This window comes from Bordetella petrii (assembly GCF_000067205.1).
Classification (GTDB): domain Bacteria; phylum Pseudomonadota; class Gammaproteobacteria; order Burkholderiales; family Burkholderiaceae_B; genus Bordetella_A; species Bordetella_A petrii.
The window spans coordinates 4,378,864-4,397,812 of the sequence record NC_010170.1 but is presented as its reverse complement, the minus strand read 5'-3'; the positions used below and the strand labels follow the sequence as shown (position 1 = coordinate 4,397,812).

The window sequence follows — 18,949 nt, the reverse complement described above, 5'->3', positions numbered from 1 at the left end:
GCGGGACTAAATCCGGGTTTCCCAGGTGTGCACCGGAAGTGTCCACAGGGGGGGCATCTGCGAGAACGGCGGCACGGTATGAACCAGCCGGGCCAGGGCCAACCGGCTGTTGGTGCCGATTTTGTTGAAAATGGCTTTCAGGTGCGCCTTGACAGTATCGAGGCTCACATTCATCGCGGCGGCGATGGCCTCGTTGGATTTCCCTTGCGCCAACCACACGGCCGTTTCGATCTGCCGTTGAGTCAATCCGGGAAAGGCATAACGCAGCCGGTCTTCTGGCGTGATTTTCTCAACAGTGCGCTGCTGCGCCTGGCGGTAGACGCGGTGCACGTGCCCGCGGTAGGTCTGCAACCAGTCGCGCTCGGCATCGCTGAATGCGGGCTTGCCGATGACGCGATGCGCGCCGAGATCCAGCAGATATTCCCCCTGTTGAATAAGCACGCCCATGATGCGGCGGGCGCCCGATGGCAGGAAGACTTCGCGGGCCATGGGAAGCGCCATGAATTCTTCATCGCTGAAGATGTCCGACTCGCGGATAGCGCGGTTGCCATAGAAAGCAGGATCTTTCTGCCAGAACGGGTGGCTGCCCGCATGACGCGCATACGCCTGGAAGGCCGCCTTGCGCCGGTCGGGTGCCTCGTCAACGGATAACAGCGAGCGCAGCTCTCCGCTGTTGAAGTGAATTTCGGTCCAGGAGACCAGGTCGGCGTTGGTTAACCGGCTTACCCCTTCGAAAAGGATGCCGGGCAGTGTCAGCAGGTCGGGTTCGGATTCATAGAGTCGTACGATTTCCCGCAGCAAAATGGAATCGGTCATGACTACCCTTTAGGGTAATGGAATCTCTCGACTGCAAATTCTATATTAGCGTCCTTGTCGTGTCGGCTAAATCAACAAGAACGTTATGGATAACGCCTTGAACTGCATTCACCGGATGTCGCTAACCGAGATCAACGCGCGCAGGCTCATACAGCGTGGCGCGGCAAGCGCGTTGATAACCCTGTTAATTGGCGTGGCTGCGTCATCAGCACAGGCGGCCGACGTGTTGCTGGTGGGCAGCGGCGGCGCGGGCGGCGGCGATGGAACAGATGGTTACATAAGCGGCGGCAATGGCGGATCGGATTTCTTTCTTCCGGGGGCCGGGGGAGCGGCCGGCGTGCCGTTGCCCACGCAAACCATCCCGGGTACGGCCGATGGCAGCAGCCTCTTGCCCAGTTATGAATATGTTGGAATCGGCGGCGGGGGCGGCGGAGGCGACGGCGGCGACCTGGGCGGCCTTCATGGAGAGGTTGGCGGCGCCGGGGCAATCAACCTCGATGGAACCGCGCTTAACGTCGACAACACGTTGTTCGTCGGCGGCGCCGGTGGGGGCGGCGGGTCCGGCGGGGCCGGCAGCACGCGCGGCGGCACCGGCGGCGCCGGGGGCGCCGGAACCCTCACGGCCACGGGCGGCGCCACCATTACGGTCGGCACCCAGCTGTACATCGGCGGCCTGCCTGGCGCGGGGGGCAACTGTGGCTGTTCGGGCAATGGTGGGGCTGGCGGGGCCGGTGTATTCAACCTGGGCGACGGCAGCACGCTCAACCTGACCGGTGCGGCATTCACCATCAACGGCGCAGGTACCTTGAACATCGGCAGCGCCACCGCGAATGAAACGAGCGCGGGCACGATCACCGGACTGGCCGGCAGCATCGACAACGCCGGCGCTATCAACTTCAACCAGTCGGATGCGCTTTACACTTTTTCCACGGCGATCTCGGGCTCTGGCACTGTTACCCAGAACGGCAGCGGAACCACCGTGCTTACTGGCGCGAATACCTATTCCGGCGGCACGTTCGTCAATGCTGGCACGATCAATTTCTCCAATGCCGGCAACCTGGGCTTGGGCAAGATCACCCTGGACGGCGGCGGCTTGCAATGGGCCGCCGGCAATACCGACGACATTTCCGGCAAGTTGATCGTGCTGGGCGCGAGCGGCGGCAAGCTGGACACCAACGGCAATGACGTTACGCTGGCCACCGGCATCGGCGGCCTGGGAGGGCTGACCAAGACGGGCGCCGGCACGCTGACGCTGACGGACGTCAGCACCTACACGGGCGCCACCACGATCGACCAGGGCACATTGGCGCTGGCCGGCACGGGCGCCCTGGCGTCGGCCACATCTGTGGCGCTGACGTCGGCCGCAACGGTATTTGATATGTCGGCCGGCGGCAACCAGTCTCTGGCGCACCTGTCGGGCGTGGCGGGCAGCCAGGTGGCGCTGGGCGCCAACACACTAACCTTGACCGACAATACATCGCAGATCTTCAGTGGCAGCCTGACCGGCAGCGGCGGCCTGGTCAAGCTGGGCTCCGGGGTGCTTACGCTTAATGGTGCAAGCGGCAGCTTTACCGGCACCACGACCATCGCGGGCGGTACGTTGGCGGTTGGCGACGAGGCTCATGCCGGCGCGGTGCTGGGCGGGAGTGTCCTGGTGGATCCCCTGGGTACGTTGATCGGCCACGGTACGGTGCTGGGCGACCTCACCAACGGCGGCGTGGTCGCCCCGGGCGGCTCTATTGGCACATTGACCGTGGGCGGCAACTACTCGCAGTCGAACAACGGCACGCTGGCCATCGAGGTCAGCCCGACCACCGCATCGCGGCTGCGCGTCGGCGGCAGCGCGGCGCTGGATGGCACGCTGGCAGTCATGTTCGCGCCCGGCACCTACTCGGCGCGGCAGTACACCTTGCTGAGCGCCGCCAATGGCGTAACAGGCCGCTTCGCCAACGTGGACATGACAACAGCCGGCGCCAATCTGGGAAAACTGCAGTCGTCCATCACCTATGGCGCCAACAACGTCGGCCTGACCCTCGCGGATGATTCGCTGGTGGTGGCGCCGGTTAACACGTCGATCTACACCGCGTTGGCCACGACCGCTGTCTTGCAGGCACAGGGCGCCAATGCAAGCTTGTTCGAGCGGCTGGCCAACGTGCAGCGCGGCGTGGAAACCTCCAGGAACGCCTGGGTCAGGTTTACTGGCGCCCGCAACAAGGTGGACGGCACCGGCGACGAGCCGGGATTCCAGGCGCATACCTATGGGTTCCTTGCGGGTGTAGACCGCCAGTTCGGCAGCGCGACGGTAGGCGTTGCTGGCGGCTATTCGCATACGTCCATCAACGAAGATGATACGGGCGCGTCCGGCGACATCGACACGCTGCGGCTCGCGCTATACGCTAGCCAGCCGGTAGGGCGCGTCAACCTGTCGGCTACGATGGGTTATGGGCTGGATTTCCTGTCGCAGAAGCGTCCGTTTGGTGGATTTGGCACGGCCGAAGGCGACCATACCGGCCACGAATTCACGGCCGCCACGCAGGCTAGTGTGCCGATGCAAGTGGGCGGATTCGTGCTGACGCCGCATGCCGGGCTTCGGTATGCCTATGTGCGCGCCAATGGGTTCAGCGAAAGCGGTGCGCACGGGCAAGATCTGGACGTGGATTCGGACGACGTGCATAGCCTGCAGCCATACGTGGGCATGACGCTGGACAAGCAGTTCGGCGATGCGCAGCGGCCTATGAACCTGCAGTTCCGGCTGGGCTATGCGCATGAGGTGCTGAGCAGTGGCCGCGCCACGGCAGTGCAAAGCCAGGACGGCACGGTTTTCACGGCCAAGGGCACCGACCTGCCGCGCTCATTCCTGACCACGGGCGCCAGTATTCGCCTGATGGCATCCAAGTCCACGACAGTAGCGCTGGGGGCGGACGCCATCATCAATACCGGGCATGCTTCGGCGCAAACGGCATATATCCGGCTGAATCACCGGTTCTAGGGCGACTGGCCCTGGGCATCGGCCCCGATTGACGATGGTGGGGCGGACAGGTTAAACCCCACACAGGTCATCGATTTCAGCATCACCGGACAATAAACATGCTCCGTACTATTGCCGCGTGCGCGCTCGCGTTGCTTGCCGGTTGTTCGACCTCGGCCGTCGACGTCGATAAGGCGCCGCGCGCCGATGCCTCCGCGCTTCTGGATCAGGCCCTGGCGTCGCCGGCGATTGATCGAGGCACGGTGCGAATCGCCCGGGACGCAGGCGTGCTGGGGCAGGACCAGACCGTGCTTGTCTATCTGGATAGCAGGCACGTGGCTAACGTCAAGGCCGGGCGGGTACTTGAGTTGCATGTGCCGGCAGGCGCGCATAACCTGGGCGTGCAGGCGGGCGATGCCAGCCGGTCGATTCGTTATGTAGATGTATACGTGCAGGCAGGCCGCGTGCACGACTTTCGCATCTCGGCGTCTTCGTCGTCCGACTGGAACATTACTGCCTTGAAGTGACCCGGCGCTTCGCCCGCCGCCCGTGCGGGAGTTCGCCTACCATCGTCCTCCTGCGCCACCTCCGCCGCTTGAGCCTCCGCCAAAGCTTCCCCCGGAACTGCCGCCGCCACTGCTGCCCGATCCGCCGGAAGACGAACTGCTGCTCTTTTGCAGCTTCGCCAGCGCGACCATGCCCAGCGACACCGCGTAATCGCAGAAGGCGCATTCCTGCATGCGCTCTCCGGTGCCGGCGCGCGTGTAGGTTGCCCGTTGGCGCACCTTTATTTCGGGCCGCTGCAAGGTCTGGCCATGGCACTTGGGGCAGATTTCATACTGGCCGGCCTTGCCTCCGGCAAAGCCCGTGATGTGTGTATTGGCGGTTTCCTGGTCTTGCCAGATTTCGTAGGATCGGGCGCCCAGCTTTTCTTCCCGTATCTGCTGTTCGGTCAGGTACTTTTTCACGTCCGCTTGCTTGAGGGAATCGCGGTTGACGCGGAGCCATTTGCCTGTTGCGCCAGGCGGCTGGTCGCGCAGGCGGGAGTTCCTGCTGTTTCTGGGCAGGTTATAGAACGCCTTGTAGGCCAGCGGGGCCAGCAACAGCGGCAGCAGGCTGAGGCGGGTGAAGGCAACCTGCATGTCCAGCCCGGTTTTCGTGTCGCGGGTGCTTTTTTTCAGGAATTCGACGCATCCATAGTAGTGAAACAGCAGCAGCAGCGACCCGAAGGCGGCGGCGAAGTAGGGCAGGTTGCGGAACTGGTAGACGCGCTCGACCACATCCAGAAAGACAAATACAAACAGGCTGAGGAACAGGGAAAACAGGAAGAAAAACAATGCGAACCAGAACGAGCGGGCCTTGTAGGGCGCGGTCTTGATGGCGAATTTCTTTTGCACCCGCTTGCGCGCCAGGCTCATCCAGCCGAACCCGAACGCAAAAATGGCCAGCACATACAAAGTGTGTTCCAGCATTGCGGCGTGCCGGTTCCAGAAACCGGGCCGATATGCCTGCAAGCCCGCCAGCTCCATTTCGTGCGAGGGCGACAGGAACACCCCTTCGACTGCCTTGGCGGCGGCCAGCACGGCCATGTTGGTGTTGCCGTCTTTCAGGTATGGCACCAGGTAGGTTTCGCCGATCTGCTTGAGCAGTGCGTCGGGAAAGATGCCTTCTACGCCGTATCCCGTAATGAAGCGGTATTCGTGCCTGTCCAGGGCAAGAAACAGCAGCAGGCCATTGTTGCTGCCCTGTTTGCCTATGCCCCAGTGGGAGAACAGATTCAGGGCGAAGTCGAAATCGCTGTCGCCCTGGTAGTCGTTCACGACCACAATGGCAAATTCACTGCCGTTGGCGCGCTCGATGCCGGCGCTGATGGCGTCCAGCTGGGCGCGGGTATCGCTGTCGAGGTTGCCGTCGGGATCGCTGACGTAATGGTCGTTGCCCTGAGATTTCGGGTTGGGAACCGATTCGACCGAGTACTGGGCCTGGGCGCCCAGGCACCACAACAGGCCGATCAGGGCAAGAACCAGGAAGCCGGGCTTGTTACGCATGAGGCACGACCTTATCGCAAGGATTATTTTTCGTTGATGATGCCGCTGCTTACCTGCTGCAGCGCCGCCATGAAGCGCTGCGCCGCCGCCGACAGGGACCGCCGTTTTCTTACCAGAATGCCGATCTCGCGCGTGGCTACTGGAGAATGTAGCGCCACGCTTTGCAGCCGTGTTGTGTCCATCAGGCGCAGCGCCAACTGCGGCACTGCCGCGATGCCCACCCCCGCGGCCACCATCGCGCCCACGACCGAGATATTGTCGGCGACATAATTCGCATCCGGCGCGCGCCCCGACGCCGCCAGTATCCGGTCGGTAACGACGCGGATGCTGCTGGCCGGACCGCTGGCAACGAACGGCCGGTCGGCGAATACGCTCCAGTCCGCCCGCTTGCGGCGCGCCAGGGGGTCGTCGACCGGGCAGATCAGCACGAACTGCTCTTTTAGCAGCGCAGCGAACGCTACGTCTGCCGGCTGGCCGGTTATTTCGATGGAAATACCCAGGTCGGCCTTGCCCTCGGCTACGGCCTGGGTTACCTGGCGCGCCGAGGCAGCCTGGATAACCAGGCGCACCTGGGGATGTGACTGCCGCAGCGCCTGGGCAGCCGCCGGCAGCAGCGCGGCCGCTACCGAGGGCAGCGCCCAGATGTTGACGCTGCCGCGTCGGCCAGCGATGAATTCGGACAGGTCGCTGAGCGAATCGCGAAATTCGGACAGCATGCGTTGGGCAATGGGCACTAGTTCCGTGCCCGCGTCGGTCAGCGCCACGCCGTGCTTGTCGCGGTCGAAGAGCTTGGCGTTGAGTTTTTGCTCGGCAGCCTGCACCCGCCTGCTGAGCGCAGGCTGCGAAACGTGCGCGTGCTGGGCCGCCATGCGGAAGTTGCGGGTTTCGGCCACCAGCAGCACGGCTTCCAGTTCAGGGATGGTGAGGGTAAACCGCGGACGGGTCATGGTGATGTGTTTTTATTATTACCGAGATATGAATTAATCATTTTACGCATTATGCCTATCTGCGCATACTGCAGACATCAGCTTCGCGGCCAGGATGGCCAGCATGCCTTTCGGCAGGCCCGCGGGCGTGGAAACCCAGACGGAGACAGGCATGGACAAGCCGCGCACGCGATTGCGCATCGGGGTGGGGGCGGGCATGGCCGATGACCGTATCGGCCCGGCGCTGCAATTGCTGGAAGAATGCGACCCCGACTACCTGGTGTGCGAGTGCCTGGCCGAACGCACCATCGCGCGCGAAACGCTGTCGCGCCGGCACGATGGCGCGCGAGGCTACAACCCGATGTTGGAAGAGCGCATGCGCGCCTTCCTGCCGCTGTGCCGGCAAAAAGGGGTGCGGCTGGTATCCAATATGGGCGCGGCAAACCCGGCGGGCGCGGCCCAGGCGGCACTGGAGATCGGCCGGGAACTGGGATGGCGCGAGCTGCGCTGCGCGGCGGTCGTGGGCGACGATGTCATCGACCGGGTGCGGGCACACCCCGAGCTGGCGCTGATGGACCGCAAACTGCCGCTGGAAGATATTCTGCCGCGCCTGGCGTCGGCCAACGCGTACCTGGGCGCCGACGTCGTGCGCGACGCGCTGGCCACTGGCGCGCAGGTGGTGATGACGGGGCGCGTGGCCGACCCGTCGCTGTTCCTGGGCGTGGCCCTGCATCACCACCACTGGGCCTACGATGATCTGCCGCGCCTGGCGGCGGGCACGATCATGGGGCATTTGCTGGAGTGTTCGGCACAGATTACCGGCGGGTATTTCGCCGACCCGGGCAAGAAAGACGTGCCGCGGCTGGCCGAGCTGCCGTATCCCTACGCAGACTTGTACAGCGACGGCGAATTGTTCATTGGCAAGCCAGACGGCTCTGGCGGCCGGCTGGATCGCATGACCTGCGCCGAGCAGGCCTTGTACGAGATCCACGATCCCAGCGGCTACGTCACGCCCGACTGCGTGCTGAGCCTGGACGGCCTGCACTTCGAGGAGCTGACGCCAGACCGCGTGGCCGTGCGGGGCATCGGTGCACGCGCGCGTACAGACACCTATAAGGTTGTGGTCGGCTATTTCGACGGCTGGATAGGCACGGGCGAAGTTGCCTATGCCGGGGTCAATGCGATTGCCCGCGCGCAGCTGGCCGCGGACGTCGTGAAAGAACGGTTCCGCCTGGACGGCGGCGCCGCCAGCGAGATTCAGGTCGACCTGATCGGCGTCAGCAGCCTGCATGGCAGCCACGCGGCGTCACTGTCCAGTGATCCGTACGAAGTGCGTCTGCGCGTGGCGGCGCGCTGCCCCGACAAGAAAAGCGCTCATCTGCTGGGCGACCATGTGCGGCAGTTGAACATGCAGGGTCCCTATGGCGCGGGCGGCCCGGTGAATCTGGGCGCCAAGGAAATCATCGCGGTAGACGCCGTGCTGATTCCTCGCGATTGGGTCAACCCGCAAGTGATCACCATGGGAGCATAGCGATGGGCATCCTGGTTCATGACCTGGCGCACGCGCGTGCCGGAGACAAGGGCAACACGTCCAGTATTGCCGTCATTGCCTACGACGAGGCCGGCTGGCAGGTGTTGCGCCGCGCACTCACCGCCGAACGGGTGGCACAGGCCTTTGCGCACCTGGGCGCCGGGCCGGTCAGACGCTACGAGATCGCCAGCCTGAAGGCATTGAATTTCGTCATTCCCGACGTGCTGGCTGGCGGCGTGACCCGTTCGCTGCGGCTGGACCCGCACGGCAAATCATTGAGCGCGCTGATGCTGGGCATAGAGCTGCCCGGCGGCCCCGCGTAATTCGCAAGAGGCCAATATATGTACCCCCCCGCGGAACCCCTGCAGACCGAGGTCTTTGCCCGGCTGCCCGAGTCGCTGTACTTGACCGACCAGCCTTCTTCATGGCTGGCCGCGCGCCATGTGAAGATGCATTCGTTTCTGGAAGGCCCGGCCTTCGATCGCGCCGGCAACCTGTGGTGCGTGGATCTGGCGCACGGGCGCATTCTACGGGTAGACCCCGCTGGCACCTTCGAGGTGGTGGTCAGCTACGAGGGGGAACCCAATGGCCTGAAAATTCACCGGGACGGGCGTATTTTCGTTGCCGATCACCTGCACGGCCTGATGCTGGTGGACCCGCAGGCCCGCACCATACAGCCTTATATGCAGCATGTGCAGCGCGAAGGGCTGCGCGGCCTGAACGACTTGTTCTTCGCGTCCAACAGCGACCTGTACTTTACCGACCAGGGCGAGAGCGCGCTGGAGAACCCGACCGGTCGCGTGTTCCGCCTGAGGGCGGACGGCAAGACCGTAGACCTGCTGATGGACGGACTGGCCGGACCGAACGGGTTGGTGCTGAACAGGGCAGAAAACGTGCTGTACGTGGCGATTACGCACGACAACGCCATTTATGCCCTGCGGCTGGAGCCTGGCGGGGGCATGAAGAAGGCCAGTCGCTACATCCAGTTGTCGGGCAGCACCGCGGGCCCCGACGGCCTGGCGCTGGACGAGGCAGGCAACCTGGCGGTGGTGCACGCCCAGGCCGGCACGGTGTGGCTGTTCAGCCCACTGGGCGAGCCGTTGTACCGCATCCGCTCGTGCGCGGGCCTGCGCACCACCAATGTGGCCTTTGGGGGAGACGACCGCCGCAGCCTGTACATCACCGAGGCAGAGCAGGGCGTTATTCTGCGCGCGCGCCTGCCGCATCCGGGCAGGCCGATGTATTCCCACTCAAACTGAGCAGAACAACATTATCAGGAGACAACGCCATGAAATTGCACCGATTGATCGCCGGTCTGGTCCTGGGGCTGGCCGCCGCGACGGCCGCCCAGGCGGCGGCGCCGTGGCCGGCGCGCCCGATCCGCCTGATTGCCACGTACGGGCCGGGCAGTTCTATCGACATCATCGCCCGCCTGGTGGCCAAGCCGCTGTCGGAACAGCTGGGCCAGACCGTGATCGTCGAGAACAAGCCCGGCGCCGGCGGCGACCTGGGCACCGACATCATCGCCAAGGCAGAGAAAGACGGCTACACGATTGGCTTTGCGTCTGCCGGGCCTATTACGGTGAATCCGAACGCGCGCGCCAGGATGCCGTACGATTCGATGAAGGACCTGGCGCCTGTGGCGCTGATCGCCACGGGGCCGAACGTCATTCTGGTCAATCCGTCGCTGCCCGTAAAAAACCTGCAAGAGCTGATCGCCTACATCAAGGCCAACCCCGACAAGGTGAGTTTCGCATCGGCAGGCGTGGGCACCAGCGGCCACATCGCGGGCGAGCTGTTCCAGCATCTGTCGAAAACCAATATCCTGCACGTGCCCTACAAGGGCAACAGCGAGGCCATTACCGACACATTAGGCGGCCGCACTCAGATCGTCATCAGCGGCGTGCCGCCGATTCTCTCGTTCGTGAAATCGGGACAGCTGCGGGCGGTCGCGGTTGCCGACACCAAGCGTTCGCCCTTGCTGCCCGACGTGCCTACGGTGGGAGAGGCGGGTCTGCCCGGCGCGGAAAGCGTAGCCTGGTACGGCATCGTGGCGCCGGCCGGCACGCCAGCCGAAATCCTGGATCGCCTGCATGATGAAATCGCCAAGGCGGTGGCCAGCCCCGACGTGCAGGCCAAGTTCGCCAGCCTGGGCATCGTGGCGGCTTCCGACACGCGGGCCGAGTTCGGCAAGCGCATGACCGATGAGTACGCCCGCTTCAAGGCGTTGTTCAAGCAGATCAACCTTGTGATGGATTGAAGGGCCATGCCGCGCACTGTGTTGATAACGGGCGCCAGCGGGCTGGTGGGAACCGCCGCCGTCGATTCTTTTCTGCACGCGGGGTGGGACGTCATCGCGGTTTCCCGGCGTCGGCCCGAGGTGTTCAGCCAGCGGGCGTTCACGCACCTGCCGGTAGATCTGCAAGATGCCGCGGCCTGCCAGGCAGCCTTGGGCGGCCTGCGGCAAGTAAGCCACGTGGTCTATGCCGCGGTTTACGAAAAACCCACCCTGATAGCAGGCTGGCGCGACCCTGAGCAGATGTCCACCAACCTGGCGATGATCCGGAACACGATCGAGCCGCTTGCCCAGGCGGCCCATCTGGAACATGTGACTCTGCTGCAGGGCACCAAGGCGTATGGGGTGCATCTGCATCCCATACGCCTCCCCGCGCGCGAGCGCGAGTCTCGCGACGATCATCCCAACTCGTACTGGTTTCAGGAAGACTACATTCGTGACAAGGCCGCGCAATGCGGTTTTGGCTGGACGATATTCCGCCCCGTTATTGTGTTGGGCCCCAATGTGGGCGTGGCCATGAACACCGTGCCCGTCATCGGCATCTACGCCTCGCTGTGCCGTGAAGAGGGGCGGCCGTTCTGCTACCCCGGCCATGTGCCGTATCCGCGCGAGGCAGTAGATGCACGGCTGATAGGCGACGCGGCGGTGTGGGCGGCAGGCAATCCGCAGGCCTGGGGCGAGCACTACAACCTGACCAACGGCGAAGTCTTCAGTTGGCGTGATCTATGGCCCGGGCTGGCCGCCTTCCTGGGCGTACAGCCGGGTCCGGACACGCCCTTGCGCCTGGCGGAGTACCTACCCAGCCGCGCGGCGTTGTGGGACGAAATCGTCAAGAAACACGGGCTGCGGCCGATGAGCATGGCGCAACTGCTGGGCCAGTCGCATTATTCGGCCGATGCCCGCTTCGGTTATGGGCTGCAGGCCGCACCGCCGCCCGCGTTCGTGAGCTCGGTGAAGATCAAGCAGGCGGGTTTCACGCAGGTGTACGACACCGAGGCCTGCGTGCAGCACTGGCTGCGGGTGCTGGCTGACAGGAAGTTCATTCCGGAGTTTGCCGCTGCCTGATGGCGGGCCGGACGAGACCCAGCCCGCCCCGGCCCGCCCCGGATTCAACCGGCCAGCATCAGATCGAGATTCTGCACGGCGGCGCCCGATGCGCCTTTGCCCAGGTTGTCGAACACCGCCGAAAGCAGCACCTGGCCATGGCTGGCATTGGCGAACACGCCCAGCCTGATGTCGTTGGTGCCGTTCAGCGCCTGCGGGTCCAGGTGCGTCATGGCCTGCGCCTGCTCCAGTGGCGTGACTTCGACATGGCGCGAGCCAGCGTAGTGATTCTGCAGGCAGGCGTGCAGGCGCTGGCCATCGACGCCCGCTGGCAGCAGGCGCAGTTCGACGGGTACGGTCAGCACGATACCCTGGCGGTAGGCGCCATAAGCCGGCACGAAGATGGGACGGTTACCCAGGCCCGCGTGCAGCTCGATTTCAGGGGTGTGCTTGTGTTCCAGCGCCAGGCCATACACCTGGGAGGGGGCTACGCCGGACGCGGCGCCCGACTCATGCGCGTCAATGGCGGCGCGGCCTCCGCCTGAATAGCCGGAGATGGCGTGGATGGCTACCGGGTAGTCGCGCGGCAACAAGCCAGCCTGCAGCAGCGGCCGCAGCAATGCGATGGCCCCGGTGGGATAGCAGCCCGGGTTGGTGACGCGCTTGGCCTGGGCGATGCGTTGCGGCTGGTCCGAGGCCATCTCGGGAAACCCGTAAACCCAGCCGGCCTGGGTACGGTGCGCGGAACTGGCGTCGATCACCCGCACGGCGGGGTTCTGGATGAAGCCGACTGACTCGCGCGCGGCGGCGTCGGGCAGGCACAGGATGGCGATGTCGCTGGCGTTGATGGCCTCGGCGCGGCGCCGGGCGTCTTTACGGTCGGCGGCCGGCAGGGTCAACACCCGGATGCCGGCCCGGCCGCGCAGGCGGTCGTGAATTTGCAGCCCGGTGGTGCCCTGGTCGCCGTCGATGAAAACAGTCGGGGTAGTCATGATGTGCTCGCCTGTAGATCTTTCACGAAATGGACAACGGCTTTATCTTCCACCTTGGCATAAAATCGGGAAAGTTGAATTTATTGATCGTCTGATTCATTTTTACTGAATCTGGGAATCTGGAATTCCATGCGCGAAATCAGCCTCGACCGTCTACGCACCTTGGTGGTCATTGCCGACCACGGATCGTTCGCCGCCGCGGCGCAGGTGCTGCACCTGGCGCCGCCCACGGTCAGTCTGCATATCGCCGAGCTCGAAAGCCGCATCGGCGCGCCGCTGTTGTCGCGCAAACGAGGCAATGTCCGGCCGTCGGCCGTGGGCGAGGTGCTGGTAGAGCGGGCGCGCCGCCTGCTGTCCGAAGTGGAAGCGACGCTGGACGACGTCAGCCGGCAGGTGCAGGGCCTGGCGGGGCGCGTGCGCCTGGGGGCATCCACCGGCGCCATCGCGCACCTGTTGCCTCAGGCCGTCACACGGCTGCGCGAACAGCATCCGGACATCGACGTGCAGATCGCGGTGCTGACCTCCCAGGAAACGCTGGCGCGTCTGGCGCAGGGCAAATTGGACATTGGGTTGGTGGCGTTGCCGCAGGCGCCGGTTGCGGGGCTGGCGATCCGCCCGTGGCGCCGCGATCCGGTCATGGCCTTCGTGCCGGCCGACTGGCGCGCGCCGGCACGCGTTACGCCCGCCTGGCTGGCGGGGCGGCCGCTGATACTCAACGACGCCAATACGCGCTTGTCGCGGCTGACATCCGAATGGTTCGCGCGCGCGGGGTTCCGGCCGGTGCCGCGTATCGAACTGAACTTCAACGACGCCATCAAGAGCCTGGTGGCCGCGGGCTATGGCGCAGCGCTTCTGCCGCATGAGGCAGGAGCGCCGCATACCGATGCGCGCATCGCCATGCGAACCTTGCGGCCGGCCATGTGGCGCGAGTTGGGCGTCGCCTACCGGGCCGGGCAAAACGAGCGCGCCACGCAGCATGTGCTGGATGCGCTCTGGCAATTGAAAGCGGGCGCGGCCCGCTAGCATGGGGCGGACCTAGCCGGCCGCCTGCTGCTCGAACTGCGCTTTCAGCATTTCGTAGATCGCGATGGTCAACGGGCTGATGGTGTCGCCGCGCGTCCATAGCATGTAGGTCATGGGCGGCAGCGGCGGCAGGCCGTCGGCCTCGCCCAGCACGCGCATGTCGGCGCCCAGAAACTCCACGCTGCGCGCCGTGACGCCGAGCCCGGCGCGCACCGCCGCCTTGATGCCCACCAGGGTCGGCGCGACGTAGTTGATGCGCCAGGTCAGTCGTGTCTGGCCCAGCGCATCGAGCGCCAGCCGGCGGAAAATACTGGGCTCGTCGGCCAGGATCAGCGGCAGGGGCGCGCGGCGGTTGTAGATGTAGTCGGCGGCGCATATCCAGGCGGTGGGCGAGGTGCGCAGCGCGAAGCCGGTCAGCTCGGGGCTGGATCGCGTAGAGATGGTGAGGTCGATGTCGCCCGAGTTCAGCGCGTCCATCAGGAAGGGGCTGCGATCGACCCGGATTTCCATGCGCACCCGGGGCGCATGGCGCGCGATGTGCGTCAGCACTGGCGGAAGAATGGTGTCGGCCACGTCCAGCGGCGCGCCCAGCTTGATCTGGCCTTCCATCTGGTTGCGTCCGATACTGCGCAGGGCTTCGTCGTTGATGGCCAGCAGCCGGCGTCCGTAGTCGGCCAATTGCTGGCCCTGCGCCGTCAGGACGCGCCGCCGCCCCTTTTTCTGGAACAGCGGGCAGCCCATCTGGTTTTCCAGCCGTTGCATCTGCTGCGTAACGGCCGACTGCGTCTTGAACAGGGCCTGCGCGGCGCCCGAGAATGTATTAGCTTTTTCCACAGTCACCAGGGTGCGCAGTAAATCCAGGTCGAGATTCTTCATAGGGATTACCCTTGTCGGTGCGGGCGCCGATGACGGCTCTTCATAGACAACATATTAAAGTTGCTTATGTATTTCTTATAACAATTAATTTGTGGGCCGGGGTGGCGCCACCTATAGTCGTTGGCACTACAGGAGGCCAACATGACTCAAGCCCATGAAAAGCAGGCAGCCATTGCCCGCTTCATCGACACCGCAAAACAGCACACTGGCGGCGACGTCAGCCGCGCAGACCTCGACGCCGTACTCGACGCGCTGGTGGGCATCGCCTCCCGGCAGGAATGGTGGTCGGCGCAGGACTACCCGGCGCCCGAAGGCGACGAACTGCAGGCCCGCTACCTGATTCACGAAGAGCCGGACAGCACCTACGCGCTGTACTTGAACGTGATGAAGCCCGGCAAGAAAATCGTGCCGCACAACCACACGACCTGGGCCTGTATCGCCGCCGTGGAGGGCACGGAAAGCAACTACCTGTACGAACGCACCGACGACGGCAGCCAGCCCGGCCACGCGACGTTGCGTGAAACCGGCGTGAAGCTGGTGTCGCCCGGACAGGGCATTGCCTTGCTGGCCGACGACATCCATGCGGTGCGCATTGAAGACGCCAACATCCGGCATCTGCACATGTACGGGCTGGCGCTCGAAAAACTCGACCAGCGCCTGGCGTACGACCTGGAAAACAACACCTGCAAGGTCATGTCGGTGGGTGTGAAGACGCGCCGGAGCGCGTAATGAAAGCCCGGTCGACGCGGCTGGCGCATATGGGCCGGCCGGCCTCGGGGTGGGCAAATACCCCTATCGTGAAGGGCAGCACCTATCTTTTCGAGAGCCTGGAACAGTGGCGCGGCGCGCGCAAGCAACGCGAAACGCAGCGGGTGCTGTCGTACGGCGCGCGCGGCAACGAGACCGTGTACGCACTGGAAGACGCGATCACCGAGCTGGAGGGCGGCTACCGGACCAAGCTGTTTCCGACGGGGCTGGCGGCCATCGCCTCGACCCTGCTGGCGTGCCTGAAGGCGGGCGATCATGTGCTGATCTCGGAAGGCGTGTACGAGCCGGTCAGGCGCCTGTGCGCGACACAGCTTGTGCATTACGGTATCGAATACAGCTTCTTCAGCCCGCACGATGCCGATTGGCAGCGCCATCTGCGGCCATCGACTCGCATGGTGTACGTCGAATCGCCCGGCTCGCTGCTGTACGACATGCTGGATCTGCCAGCCATCGCGCAGATCTGCCACGAGCGCGGCATTCTGCTGTGCGCCGACAACACCTGGGGTTCGGGGCTGGCGTATCGGCCGCTCGCGCTGGGGTGCGACATATCGGTGGTGGCGGCGACCAAATACCTGGGCGGCCATTCCGACGTGATGATGGGGTCGGTGACCACCACCCGCGCGTGTTTCGATGCCATCGAGAATGTCAGCATCAACCTGGGGCAAACAGTGGCGGCGGAAGACGCCTTTCTGGTGCTGCGCGGGTTGCGCACGCTGGACCTGAGGCTGCGGCGCCACGCGCAGAGCGCGCTGGATGTTGCCGGCTGGCTGGCGGGGCAGGCGGCCATCAGCGCCGTGTTTCACCCCGCCTTGCCGGGCGACCGCAACCATGCCTTGTGGCGCCGGGATGCGTCGGGCAGCAACGGTTTGCTGACGATTGAATTCAACCCGGAATTTTCCCAGGCAACGGTAGAGGCCGCCATCGGGGAGCTGCAGTTATTCGGCATCGGGTCGTCCTGGGGCGGGTTCGAGAGCCTGGTGCTGCCGGTAGACCCTGCCAGCACGAGATTCGCCGGGCAGGCCACGCCGCCCGGCTACCTGCTGCGCCTGCACATTGGCCTGGAAGAACCGGCGGACCTGAAAGAAGACTTGGGCAGGATGCTGGCCGTCTTGCCTGGTTTGTCACAACAACAAGCGATTGCATGATGATAGATTCGACCCCGCAGTACGTCGACGCGCGTGAACTGAAAGCCTGGATACACGATGAGGCCGAGCTGGCTCTGCTGGACGTGCGCGAGCACGGCCAGTTCGGCGAGAACCATTTGTTTTTTGCGGTGCCGCTGCCGTACAGCGAACTGGAACTGCATATTGCCCGGCTGGTGCCGCGCAAGGGCACGCGCACGGTGATCTACGGCGATGCCAGAACGGCCGGCGCCGTGCTGGCGGCGGCCCAGGCGCTCGAACGCCTGGGGTATAGCCAGGTGCACGTGCTGCGCGGCGGGATCGAGGCGTGGCGCGAGGCGGGCTACGCCTCGTTCGCGGGCGTGAACCTGCCCAGCAAGACTTTCGGCGAAATCGCCGAACACATCTACCATACCCCTAGCGTGTCGGCGGCGCAGCTGCACGACATGCTCAACGATCCGGACCGGAACGTCATCGTGCTGGATGGCCGCCCGGTGGCCGAGTACCGCAAGATGAACATCCCGGGGGCGATCTGTTGCCCGAACGGCGAGCTGGCGTTGCGCATTGGCGAACTGGCGCCCGATCCGGACACCAAGGTCGTGATCAACTGCGCCGGCCGCACGCGCAGCATTATCGGGGCGCAGACGCTGATCAACCTGGGCATACCCAACGAAGTCTACGCACTGGAAAACGGCACGCAAGGCTGGTATTTGGCTGACCTGCCGCTGGAGCACCAGTCCAGCCGCGTGTATCCCGAGCGGATACCGGCGCAAAGCTTGAGCAGCCTGCGGCAGAGATCGCGCCAGCTACAGGAAAAATTCGGCGTGACCGTGGTGGATGCCGGCCAGGTGCGCGCGTGGCTCGAAGACGACGCCTGCAATGTGTTCCTGTGCGACGTGCGCACCGAAGAAGAACACCGGCAGGGCGGCGTGCCCGGCCGGGCGCAGCACACCCCGGGCGGCCAGCTGATCCAGGCGACCGACCAGTACATCGGCGTGCGCAAGGCCCGAGTGGTGTTGTGCGATACCGACGGCATACGGGCGCCCGTGGTGGCAAGCTGGCTGAAGCAGCTTGGTTGGAATGTCAGCCTGCTGCAAGAGCCGCAGCAGTTGGACGGCGTGCCCGCCGTGCCGGCCGCGGCGCCGGCGCTGTCGCATACGCAAGATATCCCCGCGGCACAGTTGGCGGCATTCGTTGCCGGCAACCCCGGTGTGGCCATCCTGGATGCCCGGCCCAGCATGCAGTTTCGCAAAGCCAGTCTGCAAGCTGCCACATGGACGATACGTCCGATCATCATGCAGCAGCTGGAAGGCCATGCCAACGGCCCGGTGCTTCTGCTGGGCGACAACCGCGCAAAGCTGGCCTGGCTGGCCAGCGACCTGGAGCGCGCCGGCCGCGCCGATATCCATCTGTGCGTTGTCGATGACGCCGGCTTGCGAGCTTCCGGACTGCCCATGTCCGCGCGCCCCGAACTGCCGGACGAGGCGTGCATCGACTATCTGTTTTTTGTGCACGACCGCCACGACGGCAATAAAGCGGCGGCGCGCAAGTATCTGGAATGGGAAACCAACCTGGTGTCCCAGATCGATGAGCAGGAACGCAAGACGTTCTCAGTGGGCGGCTAGCCCCGATTACAGGAGAAAAGGCATGCATTACCGGTCAATCAAGACAGTTGTGTTGGGTACGATTCTGCTGTCCGCGGTGTGGGGCAGCCAGGCTTCGGCCAATCAGTGGGACACGATCAAGGCGCGCGGCACCATCGTGTGCGGCACGCAGAATGCCAGTTCGCCGTATGGCTTCCAGGATCCGGTCAAGCGCGAATACGTGGGATACGACGTCGACATGTGCAAGGCGATTGCCAAGGAGCTGGGCTTGAAGCTGCAGCACAAGCCGGTATCGACCGAAGCCCGCATCCCGGAAGTGAAGATGGGCCGGGTCGACATGATGGCGGGCGCCGTGGCATGGCTGCCCAAGCGCGCCGAGCAGGTCGATTTCAGCGACCAGTACCTGCAGGGCTATATCAAGGTGCTGGTGAAGGCGGATTCCGGCATCAAGACGCTGGCCGACCTGAAGGGCAAGAAGGTGTGCGCTTCGTCGGGCTCCAGCTCCGCCGCTATTGCTGAGAAGGTCTTGCAGGGCGCGAATGTGCTGACGTTCCAGAATATCGCGCAGTGCTACGTGGGCCTGCAGAGCGGCAAGGTTGAAGCCATGACGGCTGGCGAGCTGGTGCTGCGCCGTTTCCTGAACGATTCCGTGAAAGAAGGCAAACCCACTGCGTTGCTGGACGAGCCGACCTACACCGAGCATATCGGCATCATCGTCAAGCAGGGCGAGGCGGCGTTGCTGGCGCAGATCAACCAGGCTATCGCCGCGCTGGACAAGTCGGGCGAGCTGACCCGGATCTATGACAAGTGGATGGGCCAGGAGTCGATCTACAAAATGCAGCGCGACTTCAAGGTGGAATCGGTGTCGGCGGCCGCCCAGGCTGACGCGTCGAAGTAGCAGGCAACCGGAGCAAGAGGGCGTGTGGCGCCCTCGCC

General features: G+C 64.5%; 17 protein-coding genes. 12 read left to right on the top strand and 5 right to left on the bottom strand.

Going from position 1 to position 18,949, the window contains the following annotated elements:
• Positions 1-6: 6 nt before the first annotated feature.
• A complete protein-coding gene (locus tag BPET_RS21105) occupies positions 7-816 on the bottom strand; it encodes a helix-turn-helix transcriptional regulator (protein ID WP_012251046.1) in 810 nt (269 codons plus the stop codon).
• 85 nt (positions 817-901) lie between these two features.
• Here BPET_RS21105 and BPET_RS21100 point away from each other — a divergent pair, with 85 nt between their 5' ends.
• Together BPET_RS21100 and BPET_RS21095 are read left to right on the top strand one after the other, a co-directional pair.
• A complete protein-coding gene (locus tag BPET_RS21100; RefSeq protein WP_012251045.1) occupies positions 902-3,805 on the top strand; it encodes an autotransporter outer membrane beta-barrel domain-containing protein in 2,904 nt (967 codons plus the stop codon).
• 98 nt (positions 3,806-3,903) lie between these two features.
• Entirely contained in the window at positions 3,904-4,311 is a 408-nt protein-coding gene (locus tag BPET_RS21095; RefSeq protein WP_012251044.1) for a lipoprotein, read from the top strand.
• Between the two features lie 36 nt (positions 4,312-4,347).
• Here BPET_RS21095 and BPET_RS27195 read toward each other — a convergent pair whose 3' ends face one another.
• Positions 4,348-5,832 carry a TPM domain-containing protein gene (locus BPET_RS27195; protein WP_012251043.1) on the bottom strand — a complete coding sequence of 495 codons (1,485 nt, stop codon included), beginning with the start codon at positions 5,830-5,832 and terminating at the stop codon, positions 4,348-4,350.
• Positions 5,833-5,855: 23 nt separating this feature from the next.
• Complete coding sequence (locus tag BPET_RS21085) at positions 5,856-6,779, bottom strand: LysR family transcriptional regulator (RefSeq protein WP_012251042.1); 924 nt, start codon at positions 6,777-6,779, stop codon at positions 5,856-5,858.
• Positions 6,780-6,930: 151 nt separating this feature from the next.
• Here BPET_RS21085 and BPET_RS21080 point away from each other — a divergent pair, with 151 nt between their 5' ends.
• Genes BPET_RS21080 through BPET_RS21060 form a run of 5 tightly spaced genes read left to right on the top strand, consistent with a single transcriptional unit; the run spans position 6,931 to position 11,650 of the window.
• A complete protein-coding gene (locus BPET_RS21080; RefSeq protein WP_041863132.1) occupies positions 6,931-8,289 on the top strand; it encodes an acyclic terpene utilization AtuA family protein in 1,359 nt (452 codons plus the stop codon).
• A 2-nt stretch (positions 8,290-8,291) separates the two neighbouring features.
• Positions 8,292-8,612: an AtuA-related protein gene (locus BPET_RS21075; protein ID WP_012251040.1), complete on the top strand. Its 321-nt coding sequence runs from the start codon at positions 8,292-8,294 to the stop codon at positions 8,610-8,612.
• Between the two features lie 18 nt (positions 8,613-8,630).
• A complete protein-coding gene (locus tag BPET_RS21070) occupies positions 8,631-9,548 on the top strand; it encodes an SMP-30/gluconolactonase/LRE family protein (RefSeq protein ID WP_012251039.1) in 918 nt (305 codons plus the stop codon).
• A 29-nt stretch (positions 9,549-9,577) separates the two neighbouring features.
• Positions 9,578-10,549 carry a tripartite tricarboxylate transporter substrate binding protein gene (locus BPET_RS21065; RefSeq protein ID WP_012251038.1) on the top strand — a complete coding sequence of 324 codons (972 nt, stop codon included), beginning with the start codon at positions 9,578-9,580 and terminating at the stop codon, positions 10,547-10,549.
• A 6-nt stretch (positions 10,550-10,555) separates the two neighbouring features.
• Positions 10,556-11,650: an SDR family oxidoreductase gene (locus BPET_RS21060; RefSeq protein ID WP_012251037.1), complete on the top strand. Its 1,095-nt coding sequence runs from the start codon at positions 10,556-10,558 to the stop codon at positions 11,648-11,650.
• A gap of 44 nt (positions 11,651-11,694) precedes the next feature.
• Here the strand turns inward: BPET_RS21060 and argC are convergent, their stop codons facing one another.
• Positions 11,695-12,621 carry an N-acetyl-gamma-glutamyl-phosphate reductase gene (gene argC / locus BPET_RS21055; RefSeq protein ID WP_012251036.1) on the bottom strand — a complete coding sequence of 309 codons (927 nt, stop codon included), beginning with the start codon at positions 12,619-12,621 and terminating at the stop codon, positions 11,695-11,697.
• A gap of 129 nt (positions 12,622-12,750) precedes the next feature.
• On the opposite strand from argC, the gene BPET_RS21050 reads away from it, so the two are divergent.
• Positions 12,751-13,644: a LysR family transcriptional regulator gene (locus BPET_RS21050; protein ID WP_012251035.1), complete on the top strand. Its 894-nt coding sequence runs from the start codon at positions 12,751-12,753 to the stop codon at positions 13,642-13,644.
• A gap of 12 nt (positions 13,645-13,656) precedes the next feature.
• On the opposite strand, the gene BPET_RS21045 is transcribed toward BPET_RS21050, so the two are convergent.
• Positions 13,657-14,520: a LysR substrate-binding domain-containing protein gene (locus BPET_RS21045; RefSeq protein WP_012251034.1), complete on the bottom strand. Its 864-nt coding sequence runs from the start codon at positions 14,518-14,520 to the stop codon at positions 13,657-13,659.
• 141 nt (positions 14,521-14,661) lie between these two features.
• On the opposite strand from BPET_RS21045, the gene BPET_RS21040 reads away from it, so the two are divergent.
• From BPET_RS21040 to BPET_RS21025, 4 genes are read left to right on the top strand one after another with little or no spacing between them, the layout of a single operon-like run.
• The gene (locus BPET_RS21040; protein ID WP_012251033.1) at positions 14,662-15,249 is read left to right on the top strand and encodes a cysteine dioxygenase family protein; all 588 of its coding nucleotides are present in this window, start codon (positions 14,662-14,664) and stop codon (positions 15,247-15,249) included.
• Positions 15,249-16,433: a cystathionine beta-lyase gene (gene metC / locus BPET_RS21035; RefSeq protein ID WP_012251032.1), complete on the top strand. Its 1,185-nt coding sequence runs from the start codon at positions 15,249-15,251 to the stop codon at positions 16,431-16,433. Before BPET_RS21040 ends, metC begins: the two co-directional genes overlap by 1 nt.
• Complete coding sequence (locus tag BPET_RS21030; protein WP_012251031.1) at positions 16,430-18,034, top strand: rhodanese-like domain-containing protein; 1,605 nt, start codon at positions 16,430-16,432, stop codon at positions 18,032-18,034. Before metC ends, BPET_RS21030 begins: the two co-directional genes overlap by 4 nt.
• Before the next feature lie 22 nt (positions 18,035-18,056).
• Positions 18,057-18,911 carry an ABC transporter substrate-binding protein gene (locus BPET_RS21025; protein WP_012251030.1) on the top strand — a complete coding sequence of 285 codons (855 nt, stop codon included), beginning with the start codon at positions 18,057-18,059 and terminating at the stop codon, positions 18,909-18,911.
• Positions 18,912-18,949: the final 38 nt, after the last annotated feature.

Bases quoted from the DNA above. Each gene is read 5' to 3' on its own strand.
- BPET_RS21095 (WP_012251044.1), top strand. From the start codon at position 3,904: ATGCTCCGTACTATTGCCGCGTGCGCGCTCGCGTTGCTTGCCGGTTGT.
- BPET_RS21045 (WP_012251034.1), bottom strand. From the start codon at position 14,520: ATGAAGAATCTCGACCTGGATTTACTGCGCACCCTGGTGACTGTGGAA.
- BPET_RS21085 (WP_012251042.1), bottom strand. From the start codon at position 6,779: ATGACCCGTCCGCGGTTTACCCTCACCATCCCTGAACTGGAAGCCGTG.
- metC (WP_012251032.1), top strand. From the start codon at position 15,249: ATGAAAGCCCGGTCGACGCGGCTGGCGCATATGGGCCGGCCGGCCTCG.
- BPET_RS21050 (WP_012251035.1), top strand. From the start codon at position 12,751: ATGCGCGAAATCAGCCTCGACCGTCTACGCACCTTGGTGGTCATTGCC.
- argC (WP_012251036.1), bottom strand. From the start codon at position 12,621: ATGACTACCCCGACTGTTTTCATCGACGGCGACCAGGGCACCACCGGG.
- BPET_RS27195 (WP_012251043.1), bottom strand. From the start codon at position 5,832: ATGCGTAACAAGCCCGGCTTCCTGGTTCTTGCCCTGATCGGCCTGTTG.
- BPET_RS21070 (WP_012251039.1), top strand. From the start codon at position 8,631: ATGTACCCCCCCGCGGAACCCCTGCAGACCGAGGTCTTTGCCCGGCTG.
- BPET_RS21100 (WP_012251045.1), top strand. From the start codon at position 902: ATGGATAACGCCTTGAACTGCATTCACCGGATGTCGCTAACCGAGATC.
- BPET_RS21030 (WP_012251031.1), top strand. From the start codon at position 16,430: ATGATGATAGATTCGACCCCGCAGTACGTCGACGCGCGTGAACTGAAA.
- BPET_RS21080 (WP_041863132.1), top strand. From the start codon at position 6,931: ATGGACAAGCCGCGCACGCGATTGCGCATCGGGGTGGGGGCGGGCATG.
- BPET_RS21040 (WP_012251033.1), top strand. From the start codon at position 14,662: ATGACTCAAGCCCATGAAAAGCAGGCAGCCATTGCCCGCTTCATCGAC.
- BPET_RS21105 (WP_012251046.1), bottom strand. From the start codon at position 816: ATGACCGATTCCATTTTGCTGCGGGAAATCGTACGACTCTATGAATCC.
- BPET_RS21075 (WP_012251040.1), top strand. From the start codon at position 8,292: ATGGGCATCCTGGTTCATGACCTGGCGCACGCGCGTGCCGGAGACAAG.
- BPET_RS21025 (WP_012251030.1), top strand. From the start codon at position 18,057: ATGCATTACCGGTCAATCAAGACAGTTGTGTTGGGTACGATTCTGCTG.
- BPET_RS21065 (WP_012251038.1), top strand. From the start codon at position 9,578: ATGAAATTGCACCGATTGATCGCCGGTCTGGTCCTGGGGCTGGCCGCC.
- BPET_RS21060 (WP_012251037.1), top strand. From the start codon at position 10,556: ATGCCGCGCACTGTGTTGATAACGGGCGCCAGCGGGCTGGTGGGAACC.